At 61.3% G+C, this 16,487-nt stretch carries 17 protein-coding genes; 7 read left to right on the top strand and 10 right to left on the bottom strand.

Annotation, left to right across the window (positions count from 1 at the left end; translation table 11 throughout):
• Positions 1–38: 38 nt before the first annotated feature.
• Genes FZZ90_RS11990 through FZZ90_RS11980 form a run of 3 tightly spaced genes read right to left on the bottom strand, consistent with a single transcriptional unit; the run spans position 39 to position 3,598 of the window.
• Complete coding sequence (locus FZZ90_RS11990) at positions 39–1,844, bottom strand: penicillin-binding protein 2 (protein WP_226426000.1); 1,806 nt, start codon at positions 1,842–1,844, stop codon at positions 39–41.
• Positions 1,844–2,332 (bottom strand): hypothetical protein, encoded by a 489-nt coding sequence (locus tag FZZ90_RS11985; protein WP_226425999.1) that lies wholly within the window; start codon positions 2,330–2,332, stop codon positions 1,844–1,846. Before FZZ90_RS11985 ends, FZZ90_RS11990 begins: the two co-directional genes overlap by 1 nt.
• Before the next feature lie 3 nt (positions 2,333–2,335).
• Positions 2,336–3,598, bottom strand: coding sequence for a type II CAAX endopeptidase family protein (locus FZZ90_RS11980; protein WP_226425998.1), 1,263 nt, complete (start codon positions 3,596–3,598; stop codon positions 2,336–2,338).
• Between the two features lie 76 nt (positions 3,599–3,674).
• Between FZZ90_RS11980 and FZZ90_RS11975 the strand changes: the two genes are divergently transcribed.
• Positions 3,675–5,003 carry a histidine phosphatase family protein gene (locus tag FZZ90_RS11975; RefSeq protein ID WP_226425997.1) on the top strand — a complete coding sequence of 443 codons (1,329 nt, stop codon included), beginning with the start codon at positions 3,675–3,677 and terminating at the stop codon, positions 5,001–5,003.
• 4 nt (positions 5,004–5,007) lie between these two features.
• Positions 5,008–6,273, top strand: coding sequence for a dihydroorotase (locus FZZ90_RS11970; protein ID WP_226426035.1), 1,266 nt, complete (start codon positions 5,008–5,010; stop codon positions 6,271–6,273).
• Here the strand turns inward: FZZ90_RS11970 and lepB are convergent.
• Positions 6,263–6,928 (bottom strand): signal peptidase I, encoded by a 666-nt coding sequence (lepB, locus tag FZZ90_RS11965; protein ID WP_226426034.1) that lies wholly within the window; start codon positions 6,926–6,928, stop codon positions 6,263–6,265. The genes FZZ90_RS11970 and lepB overlap by 11 nt on opposite strands.
• Positions 6,929–7,006: 78 nt before the next feature.
• On the opposite strand from lepB, the gene FZZ90_RS11960 reads away from it, so the two are divergent.
• A complete protein-coding gene (locus FZZ90_RS11960; RefSeq protein WP_226425996.1) occupies positions 7,007–8,512 on the top strand; it encodes a hypothetical protein in 1,506 nt (501 codons plus the stop codon).
• On the opposite strand, the gene FZZ90_RS11955 is transcribed toward FZZ90_RS11960, so the two are convergent.
• The 4 genes from FZZ90_RS11955 to FZZ90_RS11940 form a co-directional block, all read right to left on the bottom strand.
• Positions 8,475–8,837: a Spx/MgsR family RNA polymerase-binding regulatory protein gene (locus FZZ90_RS11955; RefSeq protein WP_226425995.1), complete on the bottom strand. Its 363-nt coding sequence runs from the start codon at positions 8,835–8,837 to the stop codon at positions 8,475–8,477. The genes FZZ90_RS11960 and FZZ90_RS11955 overlap by 38 nt on opposite strands.
• A 3-nt stretch (positions 8,838–8,840) precedes the next feature.
• Positions 8,841–9,200 (bottom strand): 2Fe-2S iron-sulfur cluster-binding protein, encoded by a 360-nt coding sequence (locus FZZ90_RS11950; protein ID WP_114987966.1) that lies wholly within the window; start codon positions 9,198–9,200, stop codon positions 8,841–8,843.
• 69 nt (positions 9,201–9,269) lie between these two features.
• Positions 9,270–9,779 (bottom strand): inorganic diphosphatase, encoded by a 510-nt coding sequence (locus FZZ90_RS11945; RefSeq protein ID WP_226425994.1) that lies wholly within the window; start codon positions 9,777–9,779, stop codon positions 9,270–9,272.
• Between the two features lie 289 nt (positions 9,780–10,068).
• A complete protein-coding gene (locus FZZ90_RS11940) occupies positions 10,069–10,533 on the bottom strand; it encodes a resolvase (RefSeq protein ID WP_370631062.1) in 465 nt (154 codons plus the stop codon).
• 147 nt (positions 10,534–10,680) lie between these two features.
• On the opposite strand from FZZ90_RS11940, the gene FZZ90_RS11935 reads away from it, so the two are divergent.
• The 4 genes from FZZ90_RS11935 to FZZ90_RS11920 all read left to right on the top strand — a co-directional run bounded on the left by FZZ90_RS11935 (position 10,681) and on the right by FZZ90_RS11920 (position 15,372).
• On the top strand, positions 10,681–12,462 hold the full coding sequence (locus tag FZZ90_RS11935) for a proline--tRNA ligase (protein ID WP_226425992.1): 1,782 nt from the start codon (positions 10,681–10,683) through the stop codon (positions 12,460–12,462).
• Between the two features lie 24 nt (positions 12,463–12,486).
• Positions 12,487–12,912, top strand: a complete 426-nt coding sequence (gene psb27, locus FZZ90_RS11930) for a photosystem II protein Psb27 (protein ID WP_011363694.1) — start codon at positions 12,487–12,489, stop codon at positions 12,910–12,912.
• Between the two features lie 85 nt (positions 12,913–12,997).
• A complete protein-coding gene (locus tag FZZ90_RS11925) occupies positions 12,998–14,317 on the top strand; it encodes an adenylosuccinate synthase (protein ID WP_226401404.1) in 1,320 nt (439 codons plus the stop codon).
• Between the two features lie 41 nt (positions 14,318–14,358).
• Complete coding sequence (locus FZZ90_RS11920) at positions 14,359–15,372, top strand: adenosine kinase (protein WP_226425991.1); 1,014 nt, start codon at positions 14,359–14,361, stop codon at positions 15,370–15,372.
• On the opposite strand, the gene cutA is transcribed toward FZZ90_RS11920, so the two are convergent.
• Together cutA and FZZ90_RS11910 are read right to left on the bottom strand one after the other, a co-directional pair.
• Positions 15,341–15,685 (bottom strand): divalent-cation tolerance protein CutA, encoded by a 345-nt coding sequence (gene cutA, locus FZZ90_RS11915; RefSeq protein ID WP_226426033.1) that lies wholly within the window; start codon positions 15,683–15,685, stop codon positions 15,341–15,343. The genes FZZ90_RS11920 and cutA overlap by 32 nt on opposite strands.
• The gene (locus FZZ90_RS11910; RefSeq protein ID WP_226426032.1) at positions 15,678–16,469 is read right to left on the bottom strand and encodes a precorrin-6A/cobalt-precorrin-6A reductase; all 792 of its coding nucleotides are present in this window, start codon (positions 16,467–16,469) and stop codon (positions 15,678–15,680) included. The genes cutA and FZZ90_RS11910 overlap by 8 nt, the downstream gene beginning before the upstream one ends.
• Between the last annotated feature and the right edge of the window lie 18 nt (positions 16,470–16,487).

The raw sequence follows: 16,487 nt of genomic DNA, 5'->3' as shown, positions 1-16,487 counted from the left end.
GGCTCAATACCCGTAACGTAGCGACGCTTTTTGATGCGTCAGCTGTTCAAAAGCTTGTTCAATTCAGCAGGTTTTGAGGGAGCAATGCGCTCAACAACCAGCAAGGCATCAATGATCTGCTTGGCGACAGGAACGGCCACGGTGGAGCCATAAGCGTGTTCACCTTGGGGCTCATCCACCACCACAAACACCACGTAACGGGGATCCTCAATCGGCAAGGTCGCTACAAAGCTGCAGATCTTGGCTCCTGGCAGATAGATCCCATTCAGGGCCTTCTGCGCTGTTCCCGTTTTGCCACCAATTCGGTAGCCGGGCGTTTTCACACCCTTGCCACTGCCCTGATCCACCACAGATTCCATCCACTGAAGCACCGTGCGCGTGACCTCCGGGTTCAGCAACGGCTGACCACTGGGTGCCGCCGCCGGAGCCAAGGCATCACCCGAGCGGAAGCCACGGGTGATGTGGGGACTGATCAACTTGCCACCGTTGGCCAGCATCCCGTGAAGCTGCACCAGCTTGAGCGGCGTCAGCGAAAACCCCTGACCAAAGGCCGTCGTCGCCGGCTCGATCGGCTGACTGGTGAACTGCTTCTTGCTCTTGAGCTGTCCGGCCACCGCTCCGGGGAGGTCGGTGTCGGGACGCTGATTGATGCCAAGACGCTCCATCCAGTTCCAGTAGGCATCGTCGTCAAGACGGCGCATGGCTTGGACCATGCCGACGTTGCTTGACACCTGCAGGACGGTGGCGAAATCCACCAAACCATGAGCTTTTTTGTCGTGGTTGTTGATCGGCCAACCACCGATCATCAGCTTGCCCACGTCATTCACCCGATCCGTCGCCTGAATTGCGCCGTCCTGAAGTGCCAGAGCCAGATTGATCGGCTTGAACGTCGACCCCGGTTCATAGAGATCCTGAACGGACCATTCCCGAAACCGCCCGGTGGGGAAATCCCAGTAGCGGTTGGGGTCATAGGTGGGTGTCGATGCCAGCACCAACAGCTCACCGTTGGTGGCATCCATCACGATCGCGGCACCCTTCTGGGCTTTCCACTTGGCAACCTGCTCAGCGAGAGCTTTGAGTGCCACCTGCTGGAGCCTCGAATCCAGCGTCAGCTGCAGGCGCAAATCATCGCCATAGAAAGCACCCGGGGCGAGGTTGGCCGGCAATGGCGTGCCATCAGCGCCGCGGCGGAGGTATCGGGTTTGCTCATGGCGAGCTAGATCACCATCACGGCTCTGCTCAAGACCCGCTTGAGGTTGCCGCTCCGCATTGAGAAAGCCCACAACGTTGGCAAACAACGACGCCTGGGGATACACCCGCTGGGGATAGGCCTCCAGATCCAGGCCGCTGATTCCAAGGGCACGGATGCGATCGGCCGTCTCCGGATCCAGCTCCTCAGCCAATTTGATCCCCGAGGCCTGGGTTCCCATGGCCTTCAGAAGCGCAGGCACGGGACGAGCCAAGGGATCGGCCAACACCTCCGCTACATCCTTGGCAGGACGGACGAGATTTGGGGCATCTCCCGGCATGTTGAAGTAACGGGGATGGGCCCAGAGCCGGAACCGCTTTTCATCCATCGCGACCAGGCGGCCGGTGCGATCGACAATCGGACGCCGTTGTCCCAAGGGTTGGGTGCGCTGCGTTTGCAGCTGACGGGCACGCTGCTCCAGGTCGGGGGCTTGCACCAACTGCAACCAGGCCATGCGGCCCACCAACCCCATCAGGCCTGCCGCCAGGATCAAGAAAATGATCCAAAGCCGCTTTGGGGGAACTTGGGTCAGAGGAACGACCCGCGCGCGGGAACGCCGCGAACGGACGGGTCGATGCCCGGACAGCCGCGTCATCAGTACCCCGCCCTAATGGGCTGATTCCCCAGGGCCTGGAGCGATGCCATGGGAGAGGACGCGGACACTTGCAAAGAACCCAGATCGGGGCGATCGAGATGCACCAGATTGGCCACTTGCGTTGGCACCAGGCGGTTGGGCTGCTGAGAACGCTGCAACAGATGCTGTTCCATCACAGCGGTTGATTCCGTCAAGCGGTGTGCCTGGGTGCGTGTTGCCTCCAGCAGGTGAAAGGCCACAGTCCAGCGATGCTGCCAGTGCAGCGTGAGAGCAGCCAGAACCGCAACCGCCGCAATCAACCCCAGCAGCGTGCCGTCCATCAGGCGATGGAGCCCCCCAAGGAGAGGGGAGCGTCGTGCAATGCGTCCGGAGGACAGTGACCCTTGAATCAGCTCGAAAGCCGTGGTCGATGCACGCTGTTCCGGAGCGGCAACCACCGGGATCACAGGCGAATAGGCCAGTGAACCACCTGCAGATAGGCGGGGCAAGGCTCAGAGCAGCAGCAGATTCAGGAAAGTCACGGCGTTCCACAGCCCATGCATCAGCACCGAGGGCCACAGGCGTCCGCTACGGAGCCGCACTAAGCCAAGCCCAACTCCCAACACAGTGAGCGGTGCCAACTCGCCAACACTGATGTGGGCCATGGCAAACAACAGGCCACTGAGCAGGACCCCCGGGAGGGGACCGAGCCGGGTCGCCAACACCGGCAGCAAGGCACCGCGGAAAATCGTCTCCTCAAACAGCGGCGCCAGCACAACCGCAGTGAGAGCAAGCAAGGCCAGCGCAAGCGGATCACGGCTGCCCAGCACCAACTCCAACAGCGGATTGCTGCCCCCGGGATCCCCCACCAGGCGCACGAGCAACCACCCCGTGAGCATCACCACCGGGGTCACCATCAACCAGCCCGCCAGCGCATCGCGCAGAGCTGAGAGCAGCGGACGCACGCGCCACTGCATCCATCCCCCCAGCGGTGCCCTCTCCTTGGGCAGCGAACGCACTTGCCGCCAAAGGATCAGCAGGCTCGGCAAGGCCATCACGGCGTAGTTGATCACCACGCTGACGGCTTCGCGACGAGGGCTGCCAAGCCCCGCCGTCAGTGCACCCACCAACGGGAACGCCACCAGCGGAACGCCAACAGCACTGATCACCACGAAGCCACCCGCCACCAGCAGCGCCATGTCGACCAGGGTCAGCGCCGGCCCCTGAACATCGGGCCAGGCCATCAGCCGGCCTCGCAGCCAACGCCAGGCCTGACCAAACAGCAGCAGGCCCCCGAGCAGGGCCGTCACCAGGGGCAGCACCGTGCTGAGGGCCAAACGGAACGCCGCTTTCCCCGCGGCTGCAGCATCGATGCAGAGCGTGGGATCAGAGGTGCCCGCTTCGCAATGCAGCTGCTGGAACAAAGGATCATCGGCGCCGCGTGCAAGGTCCGCTGATGCGGAACCTTGGCCCTGCAACAACAGGAGCATCTGTTGTTGCCGCTCATTCCGCTCCTCTGAGCTGATTCCCTCCAGGGCCTTGAGCAGGGCATCCCGCGGCGACTCCCCCAGGAGGGCATCCCGCAACGGGGGCGGCACCGCTGGTTCAGCAAGAAGCGTCAACTCCTGCTGCTGAAGGCTCAGGGCAGGTGCCACCGAAGGTCGCGAAAGGCTGTCAATCAAGCCCGATAACCAGATAAAACCAGCCAAAGCGAGGGACAAGGCCGCCAGAAGTCCCTTCCAGTGCGGGGAAACCGGTTGTGGGGAACTGGGCACCAGCGGGCGTCAACTGCCCACGATTGTCCCCCCGAAAGGCCGCTTCCATACGATGGCCGCGCCCTGACGCTGAACCGTGCCCCTTCGTCTTCTTCTGGTCCGCCACGGTCTCAGCAGTTTCAACAAGGAACGGCGCATCCAGGGCCGCGATGATCTCTCGAACCTCAGCGAGGAGGGGCATGAACAGGCCAGGGCCCTGGGCCGCTCGCTCCAGGACGTGAGCATCCAGGCCATCTACAGCTCTCCCTTGCAGAGGGCGGCCGCAACCACTGCGAGCCTGCTGGAGGCCAAAGGCGGGCAGACACCGGGTCCCGTCTTTGACGACGGACTGCTGGAAGTGGATCTGGAGCCCTGGTCCGGCCAGACCATCGACGAGCTAAAGCAAGGCTCAACGGAGGCCTACAAGATCTGGAAGCAGCGGCCCATGGAGCTGGAGCTCCAGCGTCGTGATGGTTCGAGCTACAAACCACTGCCTGAACTGATGGAACAGGCGCGGGGCTTCATCAGCAACCTGTTGGAGCGCCACCCCGCCAACGGCAACGACACGGTGCTGGTGGTGGCCCACAACGCCATCCTGCGCTGCCTGATGCTGGTGTTGCTGGGGGAACCCGACCACGGCTTCCGTCGTCTCCGCGTCGACAACACCTCCCTTTCCATCTTCAATCTCCGGCCGGGAGAGAACGGCCCCCAGGTGCAGATCGAATGCTTGAACAGCACCACACATCTGCAACCCCTGCCGGAGAAGGGCAAAAACGCCAGGCTGATTTTGGTGCGACACGGCGAGACCGACTGGAACAAAGCCGGGCGCTTCCAGGGACAGATCGATATTCCGCTCAATGAGAACGGTCGCCGTCAAGCCGCGGCCGCCCGCGATTTCCTCAAAGACATCCCCATCGATCGGGCCTGGAGCAGCACTCTTTCGCGCCCAACCGAAACGGCCCAGATCATTCTCGAGGCGCATCCCGATGTGCCCCTGACTCAGATCGACGGACTGGTGGAGATCGGACACGGTCTCTGGGAAGGCAAGCTCGAATCCGAGATCAGAGATGGCTGGTCGGAGCTGCTGGACACCTGGAAACGGGCTCCGGAAACCGTGCAGATGCCTGAGGGGGAAACCATCCAGGACGTGTGGGCCCGTTCCGTCCGGAGCTGGGGAGAGATCGCTGGCGAGCTGAAGCCTGAGGAAACGGTGCTGGTGGTGGCCCACGACGCCGTCAACAAAACGATCCTCTGCGATCTGTTGGGGCTGACCCCGGCCGACATCTGGGCCGTCAAACAGGGCAACGGTGGCGTCACGGTGGTCGACATTGCCGCTGATCCAGGCCAGCCTGCAGTGGTGACCTGCCTCAACCTCACCTCCCATTTCGGAAGCGTGATTGACCGAACGGCAGCAGGCGCTCTTTGACGTCATGAACGACACCTTGCTGCTGGATCCGGTGCGCATCCTGCGTGGCCCCGGACATTCGGTTCAGCGCGGTGCAGTCCTGATCCACCAAGGGGTTCTCGTCGGCTTTGACGACCAGGCCCGGCAGCAGGCCCTCGACCTGGGCATCAAGGCCAGTCCAGCACCGGATCAACTGGTCGCCCCCTGCCTGGTTGATCCCCATTCCATCCTTGAGACCCCCTTCAGTGGGGATCAAGAAACAGCCGTGAGCCTGCGGCACTGTGCCGCAGCAGGGGGCTATGGACAGATTGCCCTGCTTCCCCGCAGCAGCAGCTGGCGCGATTGTCCGGAGCGGCTCCAGGGGTTCAGTCTCGATCAGGATCAGACGGCGTCGGTTCGGCTGCACCTTTGGGGAGGCTTCAGCCGCGGCGGAAAGGCGGATGAACTTGCTCCCCATGGCGATCTTCTCGAACACGGTGCCATCGGACTGGCGGACGATGACGCCATGGTGCCAACCACGTTGCTGGAGCGGGGATTGCTGCTCGGAGAGATGGGGAGATGCCCGGTGCTCGTGGCACCCCGGGATCCAGATCTGCAAGGGGAGGGTCTGGTGCGGGAAGGGGTGGAGACGCTGCGGGCCGGGTGGCCAGCGGATCCGATAACCAGCGAGACCCTTCCCCTCAGCCAGTTGCTGCTGCTGCATCAACGCCATCCGGAACGACAACTGCGGCTGATGAACCTCTCCACGGCAGCGGCGGTGCAGCAACTTTCAGGCTGCGAGTTACCCCCCTTAAGCAGCGTGAGCTGGTGGCATCTTCTGACCGACCGCAGCATGCTGGCCAGCAGCAACCCGGGCTGGCGTGTTTGCCCATCTCTCGGTGGCCCAGGCGACCGCCAGCAGTTGATCCAGGCCGTTCAGCAGCGAACGATTACTGCCGTAGCTGTCCACGCTGTGCCTCTTGATGCAGAGGACATGCTGTTGCCAGGTGACCAGCGCCCCGCAGGCCTCAGCGGCCACCATGTGGTGCTTCCTGCGCTGTGGAATGCCCTGGTGCGGCCTGGACGCTGGACCGTGGAAGATCTTTGGCAGGCCCTCAGCTTTGGGCCGTCGGCGCTGATCGACCAGCCCTCTGAACAGCTTGAACAGGGCAGCCGGCGCTGGCTGCTGTTCGATCCCGATCAAGGCTGGACCATCAGCAGCCACACCCCTGGAGCACCGCGTGCTGCCAACATCCCCTGGCTGGGCCGGGAGCTTCAGGGACGCGTTGTGGCCTGTGGCCTCACTTGCTGAGCGGACCGATGCGCGAAGGAGGCCAGAAGCGAAAAACGGCACGCCCAATGATCTGATCGTCAGGCAAAAACGGACCGCCTGGCCAGCGACGGGCATCCTGGCTGTTGCGGCGGTTGTCGCCCAAAACAACAACGTTGTCTTCGGGAACAACGGCATACAGGCCCTTGCAGCCGATCATTCCATCGCGATCGGAGCAGAAGTTGGTGACGTAAGGCTCATTGAAGGCCGTGCCGTTGATGCTCACGGCACCAAGGCTATTGACCTCCACGACATCACCAGGAACACCCACCACCCGTTTGATCCAGGCCTCACATTCGGGATAGCGCTGTAACAGCACACGATCCACAACCCAGCTGATGCCCGGGAAAGTGACAACGCCGCACTTGAGTGGATTGGGCTGCCCGGCCTCCAACTTCCAAACGGGATCGAAGGCACTGGGAGAATTGAACACAACGATCTCTCCCCGCTGAGGAGGTCGTGAGCGGTACGACAGCTTCTCAACGATCAACTTGTCGCCGACCTGAAGACCCGGCAGCATCGATCCCGAAGGGATATAGCGGGCTTCAAAGGCGAACTGCCGAAGCAGGAGATAAAGCGAAACCGTGAACAGAAATGGGGCCCAGAACTCCCATATCGCGCTCACTCTGCCCTTCACATCGGAAGGCCCTCTCTCCGCGTTCAATGTGGGCAGGCTCAATCTTTCCATCCACGATAGGGGGAACCTGCAGGCCCAATGATTCGTCCACGCTGGCAAGCACTCAAGCCCCAACACGGCCTGCTCAGCTGGCGCCGGTGGGACCAGGCCATTGCTGTCATCGCCGCAGTCAATCTCACCTGGGTCGCCATCGACCTCACTTACATCCCCCTGCGCAATTTCTGGCTGCAACGCAATCTTTATCCGGTGCCATCGCTTCCCCTGGTGGTTCCCCTGCCCTGGCTCCCAGACATCACCCCACTGCTGGATCCACTCAAGGGCATCGAACCCCATCGCGACACCAAGGCTTATCTCAAGGCCTACACGGCCCTGGATCTTGCACTGCAGCAGAACGGCTCGAACACTGCTGAGAGCACCGATCTGCTGAAGCAGCAGGCTGCGCTCACCACAGCGCTGATGGACAGCAACCCGTTCATCAGTTCAGGCCAAGCCGGCGCGCTTGAAAAATTCAAGAACCGACTCCGCGCCCGCACCGGCCTGGAATCAGCCCGTGACTCCGCCAACCTGCTCCTAAGCCCCGAGCATCTGGAACGCTTCCCCTGGAGCCAGGAGCGTCAGTTCTGGAGCCAGAAGGTCCTGCCACTGGTGGAAAGCAACTATTGGCGAAGCATCGATGAGAACGGCCGGCCCAGCGATTTGAGCTGGCGCATCGACACGCCGTTTCAACTGCTGTTTCTGATCGACATTCTTCTGCGCACCTTGCGTCTGAAACAGCGCTACCCGGCGATCCGCTGGCGCGACGCCCTGTTACGCCGCTGGATCGACCTGCCCCTGCTGCTGCCGTTTGCGCGCTGGCTCAGGGTGATCCCGGTCACAGAGCGGCTTTGCGGAGCCGGCCTACTGCAACTCGAACCGCTACGTGCCGTGATAAGCCGCGGCGTGGTGGCCCTGTTGGCTGTGGAGCTGTTTGAAGTGATCGCCATCAGGGTGGTCGATGCTCTGCAGCAATTGATCCGATCACCACAGCTGCCAGAGAGGGTTCGCGGACTCTGCAGTTACCAAAGCAGTGATTTGAACGATGAGCGGGAGGTGATCGAGCTGCTGCGGTTGTGGCTTCCTCTGCTGCTGACCCGCATTGGCCCAGCCATGCGACCGCAACTGCAAGCCGTGATCAGCCATCTGGTGCAGCAGAGCTTGGACCAGAACGTCGTGCCGGATGCCCTGCGGCGGCTTCCTGGACTGCAAAACGCCGAATCAGAATTCAGCCGCCAGCTGGCCGAAAGCATGGTGACCTCAGTGCTCGACCTGTCCAAGGGAGCAGGAAACCGCATCGGTCAGCGTGATCCGGTTCTGGAATCCCTTGGATCCGAAACCTTGGATCGACTCTGGGAGGAACTGGCCCACACCCTGGAGCAGGGTCCTGTACTGAGCCGCAGCCAGGATCTGCTGGTCGCCCTCCTGGAAGAGATCAAACGCTCGAGCTTCAGGCAGATCCGTGACCAAGGCGATGTGGACGCCCTGATCAGCGAATTGGATGGCTTGAACTTCAGCCCTGGAGTGCCGACTCCCAAAGATCAGGCTTGAAGCCGGTCAAGTACGTGGAGCTATTCACTTCCACGAATGGACGTTTGATCAATTTGCCATCTGCAGCTAAGGCATCCATCGCCTGGTCATCTGTCAGAGCCTTCACTGCTGCCGCGCCAATGGCGCGATAACTCTGGCCACTGGTGTTAAACAACAGCTTCCTGTCACCGAGGGATTGGTGAGCGGCCGCCAGCATGACCTTTGACGGTGGAGTCAGGGTGATGTCGTGCACCTCATGGGCGATGCCTCGCTCGGTAAGCCAGGCCAATGCCTTTCGACAGGTGCTGCAGCGGTTGTAGCTGTAAACCTGGAGGGTTCCGGCCAAGACTCAGCGGCCGAACAGGGATTTGATCGCACCAACAAGGCTGTTGGAGCCGCGGCCCACACCTTCAGCGGGACGGGTACGAACGGTGACATCACCGAACACTGTGGTACGGCAGCTCAGACGGAAGTTCGCAGGACGGTCTGCCAGATAAACCTCCTCGACGTCGCTGCGGGGGGACAAGTTGGCTTGCCCTTCAACCACCTCCATCACACACGTGCCGCACTGACCAACGCCACTGCAGTTGTTGAGGTTGTTGAGACTCTTGTAGGGATTGACGCCTGCATCGAGTGCAGCCTTACGCAGATTCGCGCCCTCGATGCAGCCAACCTGCTGGCCTTCCTGCTCGAATCGGATGGTGGGCACGGTTACCGCAAATCTCAGTGCGCACCAACTTACAAGCATCTGGCCCGATCAAGGGGCTCTTCCCTGAGATCAATTGGCTGCATTAATGCAGGAATCAAGTAAGGGCTGAACCGCATCAAGGTCGCGCCATCCGTCAATCGTCACAACTCCACCCTGCAGCGTGCGGTACGTCCTGAAGAATTCAGCAACCTCCTCGAGCTGGGATGCCGCGATCTGGCGAATGCTGCGAATCTCGTCCTGACGGGGGTCTGCATCGGGAACACAAAGGATCTTCCCGTCGTAAGCACCCCGATCATGGAGATCCAACACACCGATAGGGCGAGCCTTGATCAGGCAACCCGCGAAGGTGGGTTCAGCCATGATCACCATCGCGTCGAGGGGAGAACCGTCCTCCGCCAGCGTGTTGGGGATAAAGCCGTAGTCGAAGGGGTAACGCACTGAAGAGTGCATCACCCGGTCGAGGACCATCACTCCAGCTTCGGCGGAGTACTCGTATTTATTCCTGCTTCCTGCCGGAATCTCCACGATGAGATTCACCAATCCTGGCGAAGGTGACGGGGAGAGCTGATGGAGATCCATGCCGATCCGAGGCGGTGGGGATCAGTTGCGGAGAAGGGAACGTTCGATCCGTGATCACAGCCACGAGAGGAGCACTGAAGCTGACAACAGCAATTAGTAATCCTTTGATGGCCGTCAACGAGGCGCGACGACTAAACGGCTCATCCGCCTCCGACGACGCGATGGCGTCATCGTGAGACGGGTGGGGAACATCTGAGGCCATAAAACGGGGAGCTGCAAAAGCTCCCTCTTCCGATCACAACGTTGATCAACTCATTCTGTCACTGCCAAAAGCAGGACGCACCGATCATTAAGCGGCGGGCCGGTCTTGCTGGTCGAGACGTGCGCTCAGGTCAGAAGGTGATTGTCCACTCGCCTCGAGTTGGCTTCGGATCAGTCGGAGCTCCTCAAGGATCGATCCCAAGATTTGCTGCGTCGCCGTTGAGGGAGAGTTCAGCACCTCGACGGTGACTTCCTTGATGCGTAGAACATCTTTCGCGAAGCGCGCCACCTCATTTGGGTGGAACATCAGCGGATCTTTCTGATCGCTGCGGTACTCCGGATTCAGCTTGCGGGGGTTGAAGGGGGGATTGAGGTTGCGTGGGTCGGTGTTGGTGTATCGGTAAACCGAGGCACGGGAGCGATTAAGGGATTTCTGAACGTCGTCGATTCCGACCAGGGCCTCGGCCTGCGCAGATGCATGGGCTGAATCCATGGAAAGCTCGGTCGCTTGTTGAACGCTTGACGCCACAGATTCAACGGACCGAGGAAACATGAGACGGGCCTAGGACAGGCTGGATTGAGCTGGACGGTAGCAGCCGAGACTCAGGGCGCACAGTGGAATTCCAGCAAAACAGACACTTCCGCGATCGGCATGCCTCCGAAGCGGTGATAACTTCCAAATCTCATTTTCTTCCGATTGATGCGCGTCTCCCGCCTGCTGCTGGTGACGCTTCGGGATGTTCCCGCCGAAGCGGAGATCACCTCGCATCAGTTGCTTCTCAGGGCCGGCTACATCCGTCGCGTTGGATCAGGGATCTACGCCTACCTCCCCTTGATGTGGAAGGTGCTTCAGAAGATCACCGCCGTGGTGCGAGAGGAGATGAACCGCGCTGGCGCCCAAGAAACCCTGCTGCCGCAGCTGCATCCTGCTGAGCTCTGGCAGAGGAGTGGCCGCTGGCAGGGCTACACCGCTGGAGAGGGGATCATGTTTCACCTCGAAGACCGACAAGGCAGAGAGCTGGGGCTTGGCCCAACCCATGAAGAAGTGATCACCAGCCTGGCGGGTGAGCTGCTGAGGTCATACCGGCAGCTGCCGGTGAACCTGTACCAGATCCAGACCAAATTTCGCGACGAGATCCGTCCCCGCTTTGGCCTGATGCGAGGCCGCGAATTCATCATGAAGGACGCCTATTCCTTCCATGCCAGCGAAGCGGATCTTCGCGAGACCTACGGCGACATGGATCAGGCCTACCGCCGCATCTTTGAACGTTGTGGCCTGGATGCCGTCCCTGTCGATGCCGATAGCGGAGCGATCGGCGGCGCCGCCTCCCAGGAGTTCATGGTGACGGCGGATGCCGGGGAAGACCTGATCCTGATCAGCGATGACGGCCAATACGCTGCCAATCAAGAAAAGGCTGTTTCGATCCCATCCGCCGCATCTCCTCTCCCTGATGGCCCGGAAGAATCGATTCCAACCCCTGGCTTGGGCAGCATCGAGAGCCTCTGCGACGCCAAAGGCTGGGATCCGAGCCAAGTGGTGAAGGTGCTGCTGTTCGTGGCGACGCTGGACGATGACACCCTCCAACCCCTGCTGGTGAGCCTCCGTGGTGACCAGGAGCTCAACCCGACCAAGGTTGTGAACGCCGTCAGTCGAATCCTGAATAAGGGTGTTCTCGATTGCCGCCCGATCACACCAGACGACAACAACCGTCAGCAGATTGATCCGATCCCCTTTGGATCGATCGGGCCCGACTTCTCCGATGACGTCCTGCAGGGAGCCAAGACCTGGGAGCCAACATTCCTGCGTCTGGCGGACGAAACCGCCAGCGAACTCGGCGGCTTCATCTGTGGTTCCAACAAGCCCGATCTGCACCGTTTCAACACCAGCTGGGCCGCCATCGCGCAGAAGCCGACCAGCCTGGATCTACGCAATGCACGAGCAGGCGACGTCTGTACACACAACCCTGAATCAAGGCTGACGGAAAAAAGAGGCATCGAAGTTGGCCACATTTTTCAGTTGGGCCGGAAATATTCCGAGGCCATGGAGAGCCGTTTCACCAACGAGAACGGCAAGACCGAACCGTTCTGGATGGGTTGCTACGGAATCGGCGTTTCCAGGCTGGCGCAGGCTGCCGTCGAACAGCACCACGACGACAGCGGCATCTGTTGGCCGACCGCCATCGCCCCCTTTGAAGCCATCGTCGTTGTTGCCAACATCCAAGACGAGACCCAGGCCCAGCTTGGGGAAGCGCTCTATACGCAGCTTCAGGCTGCCGGAGTCGATGTGCTCATCGACGACCGCAAAGAACGCGCCGGCGTCAAGTTCAAAGACGCGGATCTGATCGGCATCCCTTGGCGGATCGTGGTGGGACGCGACGCGAGCGAAGGAACCGTTGAACTGGTGTGCCGCAGCAGCCGCGAGGTGCAGAAGCTTCCCCATGCTGAGGCTGTGACCTGCCTGACCAAGGCACTCCACCCCTAAAGTCGATCCACATTGAAGGGTTTCATGCTTTCCGCACTGACACGCCTGCTTCGCCCCCTCAGCCGGGCTGCCGTAGCCCTTGGCCTGGGGTTATGCCTCCTCCTTACGGCCTGCAGTGGGGATGCTGAAGCTCGTCTCAGCGGCGACTACGTGGAAGACACCGTGGCGGTCTCCCGCACCCTGCTAACGGTGATTGACCTGCCTCAGGACGATCCGACCCACGCCGAAGCCGAAGCCGACGCGCGGGCCCTGATCAACGACTACATGTCCCGTTATCGGCCTCAGCCCCGTGTGAACGGACTCAGCTCCTTCACCACGATGCAGACAGCGCTGAATTCTTTGGCTGGTCATTACGCCTCCTACGCCAATCGTCCCCTGCCCGAAGCGCTGCATGACCGCATCGCCAAGGAGCTAAACAAGGCTGAGAAATCAGTGGTCCGGGGCAGCTGAGCCCTCAAGACAAACTCAGCTTTGACGAGGCCACCCGAGATCTGAGATACTCGCGGATTGTGCAGATCTGCGGCTTCGGGCCGCCGTGTTCTTGGCCAACGTTGTCGTCATCGGAGCGCAGTGGGGTGACGAGGGAAAAGGAAAGATCACCGATCTCCTGAGCCGCTCCGCCGATGTGGTGGTTCGCTATCAGGGTGGTGTGAATGCAGGCCACACGATTGTTGTTGACGATCGTGTGCTCAAGCTGCACCTGATTCCCTCTGGAATCCTTTATCCCGACACGATCTGCCTGATCGGATCCGGCACGGTGGTGGATCCCAAGGTGATGCTCGGTGAGCTGGACATGCTCATCGCCAACGACATTGATATTTCAGGGCTTCGCTTGGCATCCACGGCCCACGTGACGATGCCTTACCACCGCCTGCTCGATCAGGCGATGGAGAAGCAGAGGGGGGCACGCCGGATCGGAACCACAGGCCGCGGAATCGGCCCCACCTACGCCGACAAGTCGCAGCGCAGTGGCATCCGCGTCATCGACCTCCTGGACGAACAGCGGCTGAGCGAACGCCTTGAAGGCCCACTGCAAGAGAAGAACGAACTTCTTCAAACCATTTACGGCGTTGCTCCCCTGAACGCCGAAGACGTCATCCAGGAATATCTGGAATACGGCAAGCGCCTCGCACCCCACGTGGTGGAGTGCACCCAAACGATTCATCAGGCAGCGCGAGCTCGCAAAAACATCCTGTTCGAAGGTGCCCAGGGCACGCTGTTGGACCTGGACCACGGCACCTACCCGTACGTCACTTCCTCCAATCCAGTGTCCGGCGGTGCATGCATCGGTGCAGGCGTCGGCCCAACCCTGATTGACCGCGTCATCGGCGTGGCCAAGGCCTACACCACCCGCGTGGGTGAAGGCCCCTTCCCCACCGAGCTAAGCGGAAGCCTGAATGACCAGCTCACGGAACGCGGTGGTGAATTCGGCACCACCACTGGCCGCCAACGGCGCTGTGGCTGGTTTGACGGCGTGATCGGTCGCTATGCCGTGCAGGTCAACGGCTTGGACTGTCTGGCCGTAACCAAGCTGGATGTTCTGGATGAACTGGACGAAATTCAGGTCTGTGTGGCCTATGAGCTCAATGGCGAGCGAATCGAGCACTTCCCGAGCAGTGCCGATGACTTCGCCCAGTGCAAACCCATCTTCGAAACGCTGCCTGGCTGGCAGTGCTCCACCGAAGAATGCCGCAGCCTTGAGGACCTCCCCAAGCCGGCCATGGATTACCTGCGCTTCCTCGCCGATTTGATGGAAGTGCCGATCGCCATTGTCTCCCTAGGGGCCAGCCGTGATCAGACCATCGTTGTCGAAGATCCGATCCATGGCCCCAAGCGGGCTTTATTGAGCGCCTAAGCCTCTGAGGTTCATACTTCGGGGCTGCTTTCCACGCGTCGATGTCATCAGAGACCCGTTTCCCCAGCGCCTGCAGCCTCGATGTCGTTGGCATCGGCAACGCCATCGTCGATGTTCTGGTGCAGACGGACGACAATTTCATCGCTGAACACGGCCTCCAGAAAGGGGGCATGGCGCTGATCGATGAACAACAGGCAGAGGCTCTCTACAAGGCCAGTGGTGCTGGCCTCGAAACCTCCGGTGGCTCGGTTGCCAACACCATGGTGGGCATTGCCCAGCTCGGCGGTCGCGCTGGTTTCATCGGCCGTGTTCGGGACGACCAGCTCGGCAGCATTTTCAGCCACGACATCCGGGCCGTTGGTGCACGCTTTGAGACCCCAGCAGCCACAAGTGGAGCCACAACAGCGCGCTGCCTGATTTACGTCACGCCCGATGCCGAGCGGACCATGTGCACGTTCCTGGGGGCCTCCACCCAACTGGAGCCCGAGGATCTCGACCTCTCCATGGTCAAGCAAGCCAAGGTGCTTTATCTCGAGGGCTACCTCTGGGACAGTCCTGCCGCCAAACGGGCCTTCATCGCCGCCGCCGAAGCCTGCCGCGAAGCAGGCGGAAAGGTCGCTCTTTCGCTCTCCGATGGCTTCTGTGTGGATCGACACAGAGCGAGTTTTCTCGAACTGGTGAATGGCCACGTCGATGTGCTGTTCGCCAATGACGTCGAAATTCAGTCGCTTTATGAAACTGATGATTTCGACCAAGCCCTCGAGCGGGTGCGCGGCTGCTGCTCGGTGATTGCGATCACCCGTGGTGCCCAGGGATCCGTTGTGCTGAGTGGAGACCAGCGCTGGGATGTCGGCATCTTCGGCCTGGGAGACCTGGTGGACACCACGGGTGCAGGCGACCTCTATGCCGGCGGATTCCTGCATGGCTTCACCCAGGGCGAATCACTCGAGCGCTGTGGTGAGCTCGGAGCCGTCTGCGCCGGACAGATCGTGACCCAACTGGGGGCCCGCTCCCAGGTCTGCCTCAAGCAGCTGGCGGAGACGCATCTGAACTGAGCTCAGCGATAGCCCAAGCCCCATAAGCCGGTGATGCCGTCACCGGCCAGCACAACCACTCAGGGGTGTCATAGCTGTGCAGCTCTGAGATAGCTGAGCGCAGGTCTTCCACATGCCGGGCTGAGGTCTTCATCAGCAGTTGAACCTCATGGGACGCCTGCAGCGCCCCCTCCCAGCGATAGAACGACTGAACGGGGTGGACGGAAACACAGGCCACGAGATGGCGCTCCAGCAAGGCCTCGGCCAGCTGTTTGGCACTCTCAGCGTTCGCTTCCGTGGTGAGGGCCAGCACGAGCCCACTCGCTTCAATCACACTCAAGCCGATCCATCAGGCTGCTGACATCCTCGACACAATCCATTCCAGCGGGGGGGGAAGGACGCCGCAACAGCAGCAAGCTCAGCCCCAGATCCGTGGTGAGTTGATGCCAGAGCTGTTCCGTCACACCACCAGACTGGCGGCATAGCACCACCCCGATGTCCCAGCGACGGCAGAGAGACCGCTCGATCGCCCCCGGCACCTCCCCCAGCAGGGGGCGCACCACGGCCAGGTGATCCGGGGGCAGACCAGCCCGCAGTGCTGCGCGCAATCCATCGGGGGACGGAAGCGCACGGCCATAGGGGATACCTCCGGCGCGGCGCACGGCGGCAGTCAAGGCCGGAAGATGACGACCTCCAATGGCCAGCAGTAGACGCTGGCCATTGAGCGGCTGGGCGGCCAATGCCTCGGCATCAGCCAGCAGAGAGGCAGCTCCAAGCGGTTCAAGGCGACGCTCAAAACGCAGCAGCGGTTGGCCGAGATCCGCACAAGCGGTGACCAGATCATGGCTGATCCGAGCCGCAAAAGGATGCGTGGCATCCACCACCCAATGGAAAGGCCCGGCCTGGTGCAGTGCTGCCGTAATTCCGCCAATGCCCTGCAGGGCACCGATCAAGATCCGCTCGAGTGGCAGTCCCGCGTAGGCCTTCGCCGCACTTGCGGTCACCACGCTCACGCTCACACGCCAATTGCGGCGGTAGAGCTCCTGCACCAAGCGCGGCCCCTCACCGGTTCCAGCCAGCAGCAGCACACGACGCTGGTCATTCGCGGGGCCTTGCATCAGGATGTGCGCCGACAC

The sequence above is a fragment of the Synechococcus sp. MU1617 genome (assembly GCF_020514235.1).
Lineage (GTDB): Bacteria > Cyanobacteriota > Cyanobacteriia > PCC-6307 > Cyanobiaceae > Parasynechococcus.
This window is presented reverse-complemented; position numbering and strand designations above follow the sequence as displayed.

What these genes read in the sequence shown, in the direction of transcription:
- FZZ90_RS11945 (WP_226425994.1), bottom strand. Translation starts at nt 9,779, where the DNA reads ATGGATCTCCATCAGCTCTCCCCGTCACCTTCGCCAGGATTGGTGAAT.
- FZZ90_RS11910 (WP_226426032.1), bottom strand. Translation starts at nt 16,469, where the DNA reads ATGCAAGGCCCCGCGAATGACCAGCGTCGTGTGCTGCTGCTGGCTGGA.
- FZZ90_RS11970 (WP_226426035.1), top strand. Translation starts at nt 5,008, where the DNA reads ATGAACGACACCTTGCTGCTGGATCCGGTGCGCATCCTGCGTGGCCCC.
- FZZ90_RS11960 (WP_226425996.1), top strand. Translation starts at nt 7,007, where the DNA reads ATGATTCGTCCACGCTGGCAAGCACTCAAGCCCCAACACGGCCTGCTC.
- FZZ90_RS11920 (WP_226425991.1), top strand. Translation starts at nt 14,359, where the DNA reads ATGTCATCAGAGACCCGTTTCCCCAGCGCCTGCAGCCTCGATGTCGTT.
- psb27 (WP_011363694.1), top strand. Translation starts at nt 12,487, where the DNA reads ATGCTTTCCGCACTGACACGCCTGCTTCGCCCCCTCAGCCGGGCTGCC.
- FZZ90_RS11990 (WP_226426000.1), bottom strand. Translation starts at nt 1,844, where the DNA reads ATGACGCGGCTGTCCGGGCATCGACCCGTCCGTTCGCGGCGTTCCCGC.
- FZZ90_RS11940 (WP_370631062.1), bottom strand. Translation starts at nt 10,533, where the DNA reads ATGTTTCCTCGGTCCGTTGAATCTGTGGCGTCAAGCGTTCAACAAGCG.
- FZZ90_RS11935 (WP_226425992.1), top strand. Translation starts at nt 10,681, where the DNA reads ATGCGCGTCTCCCGCCTGCTGCTGGTGACGCTTCGGGATGTTCCCGCC.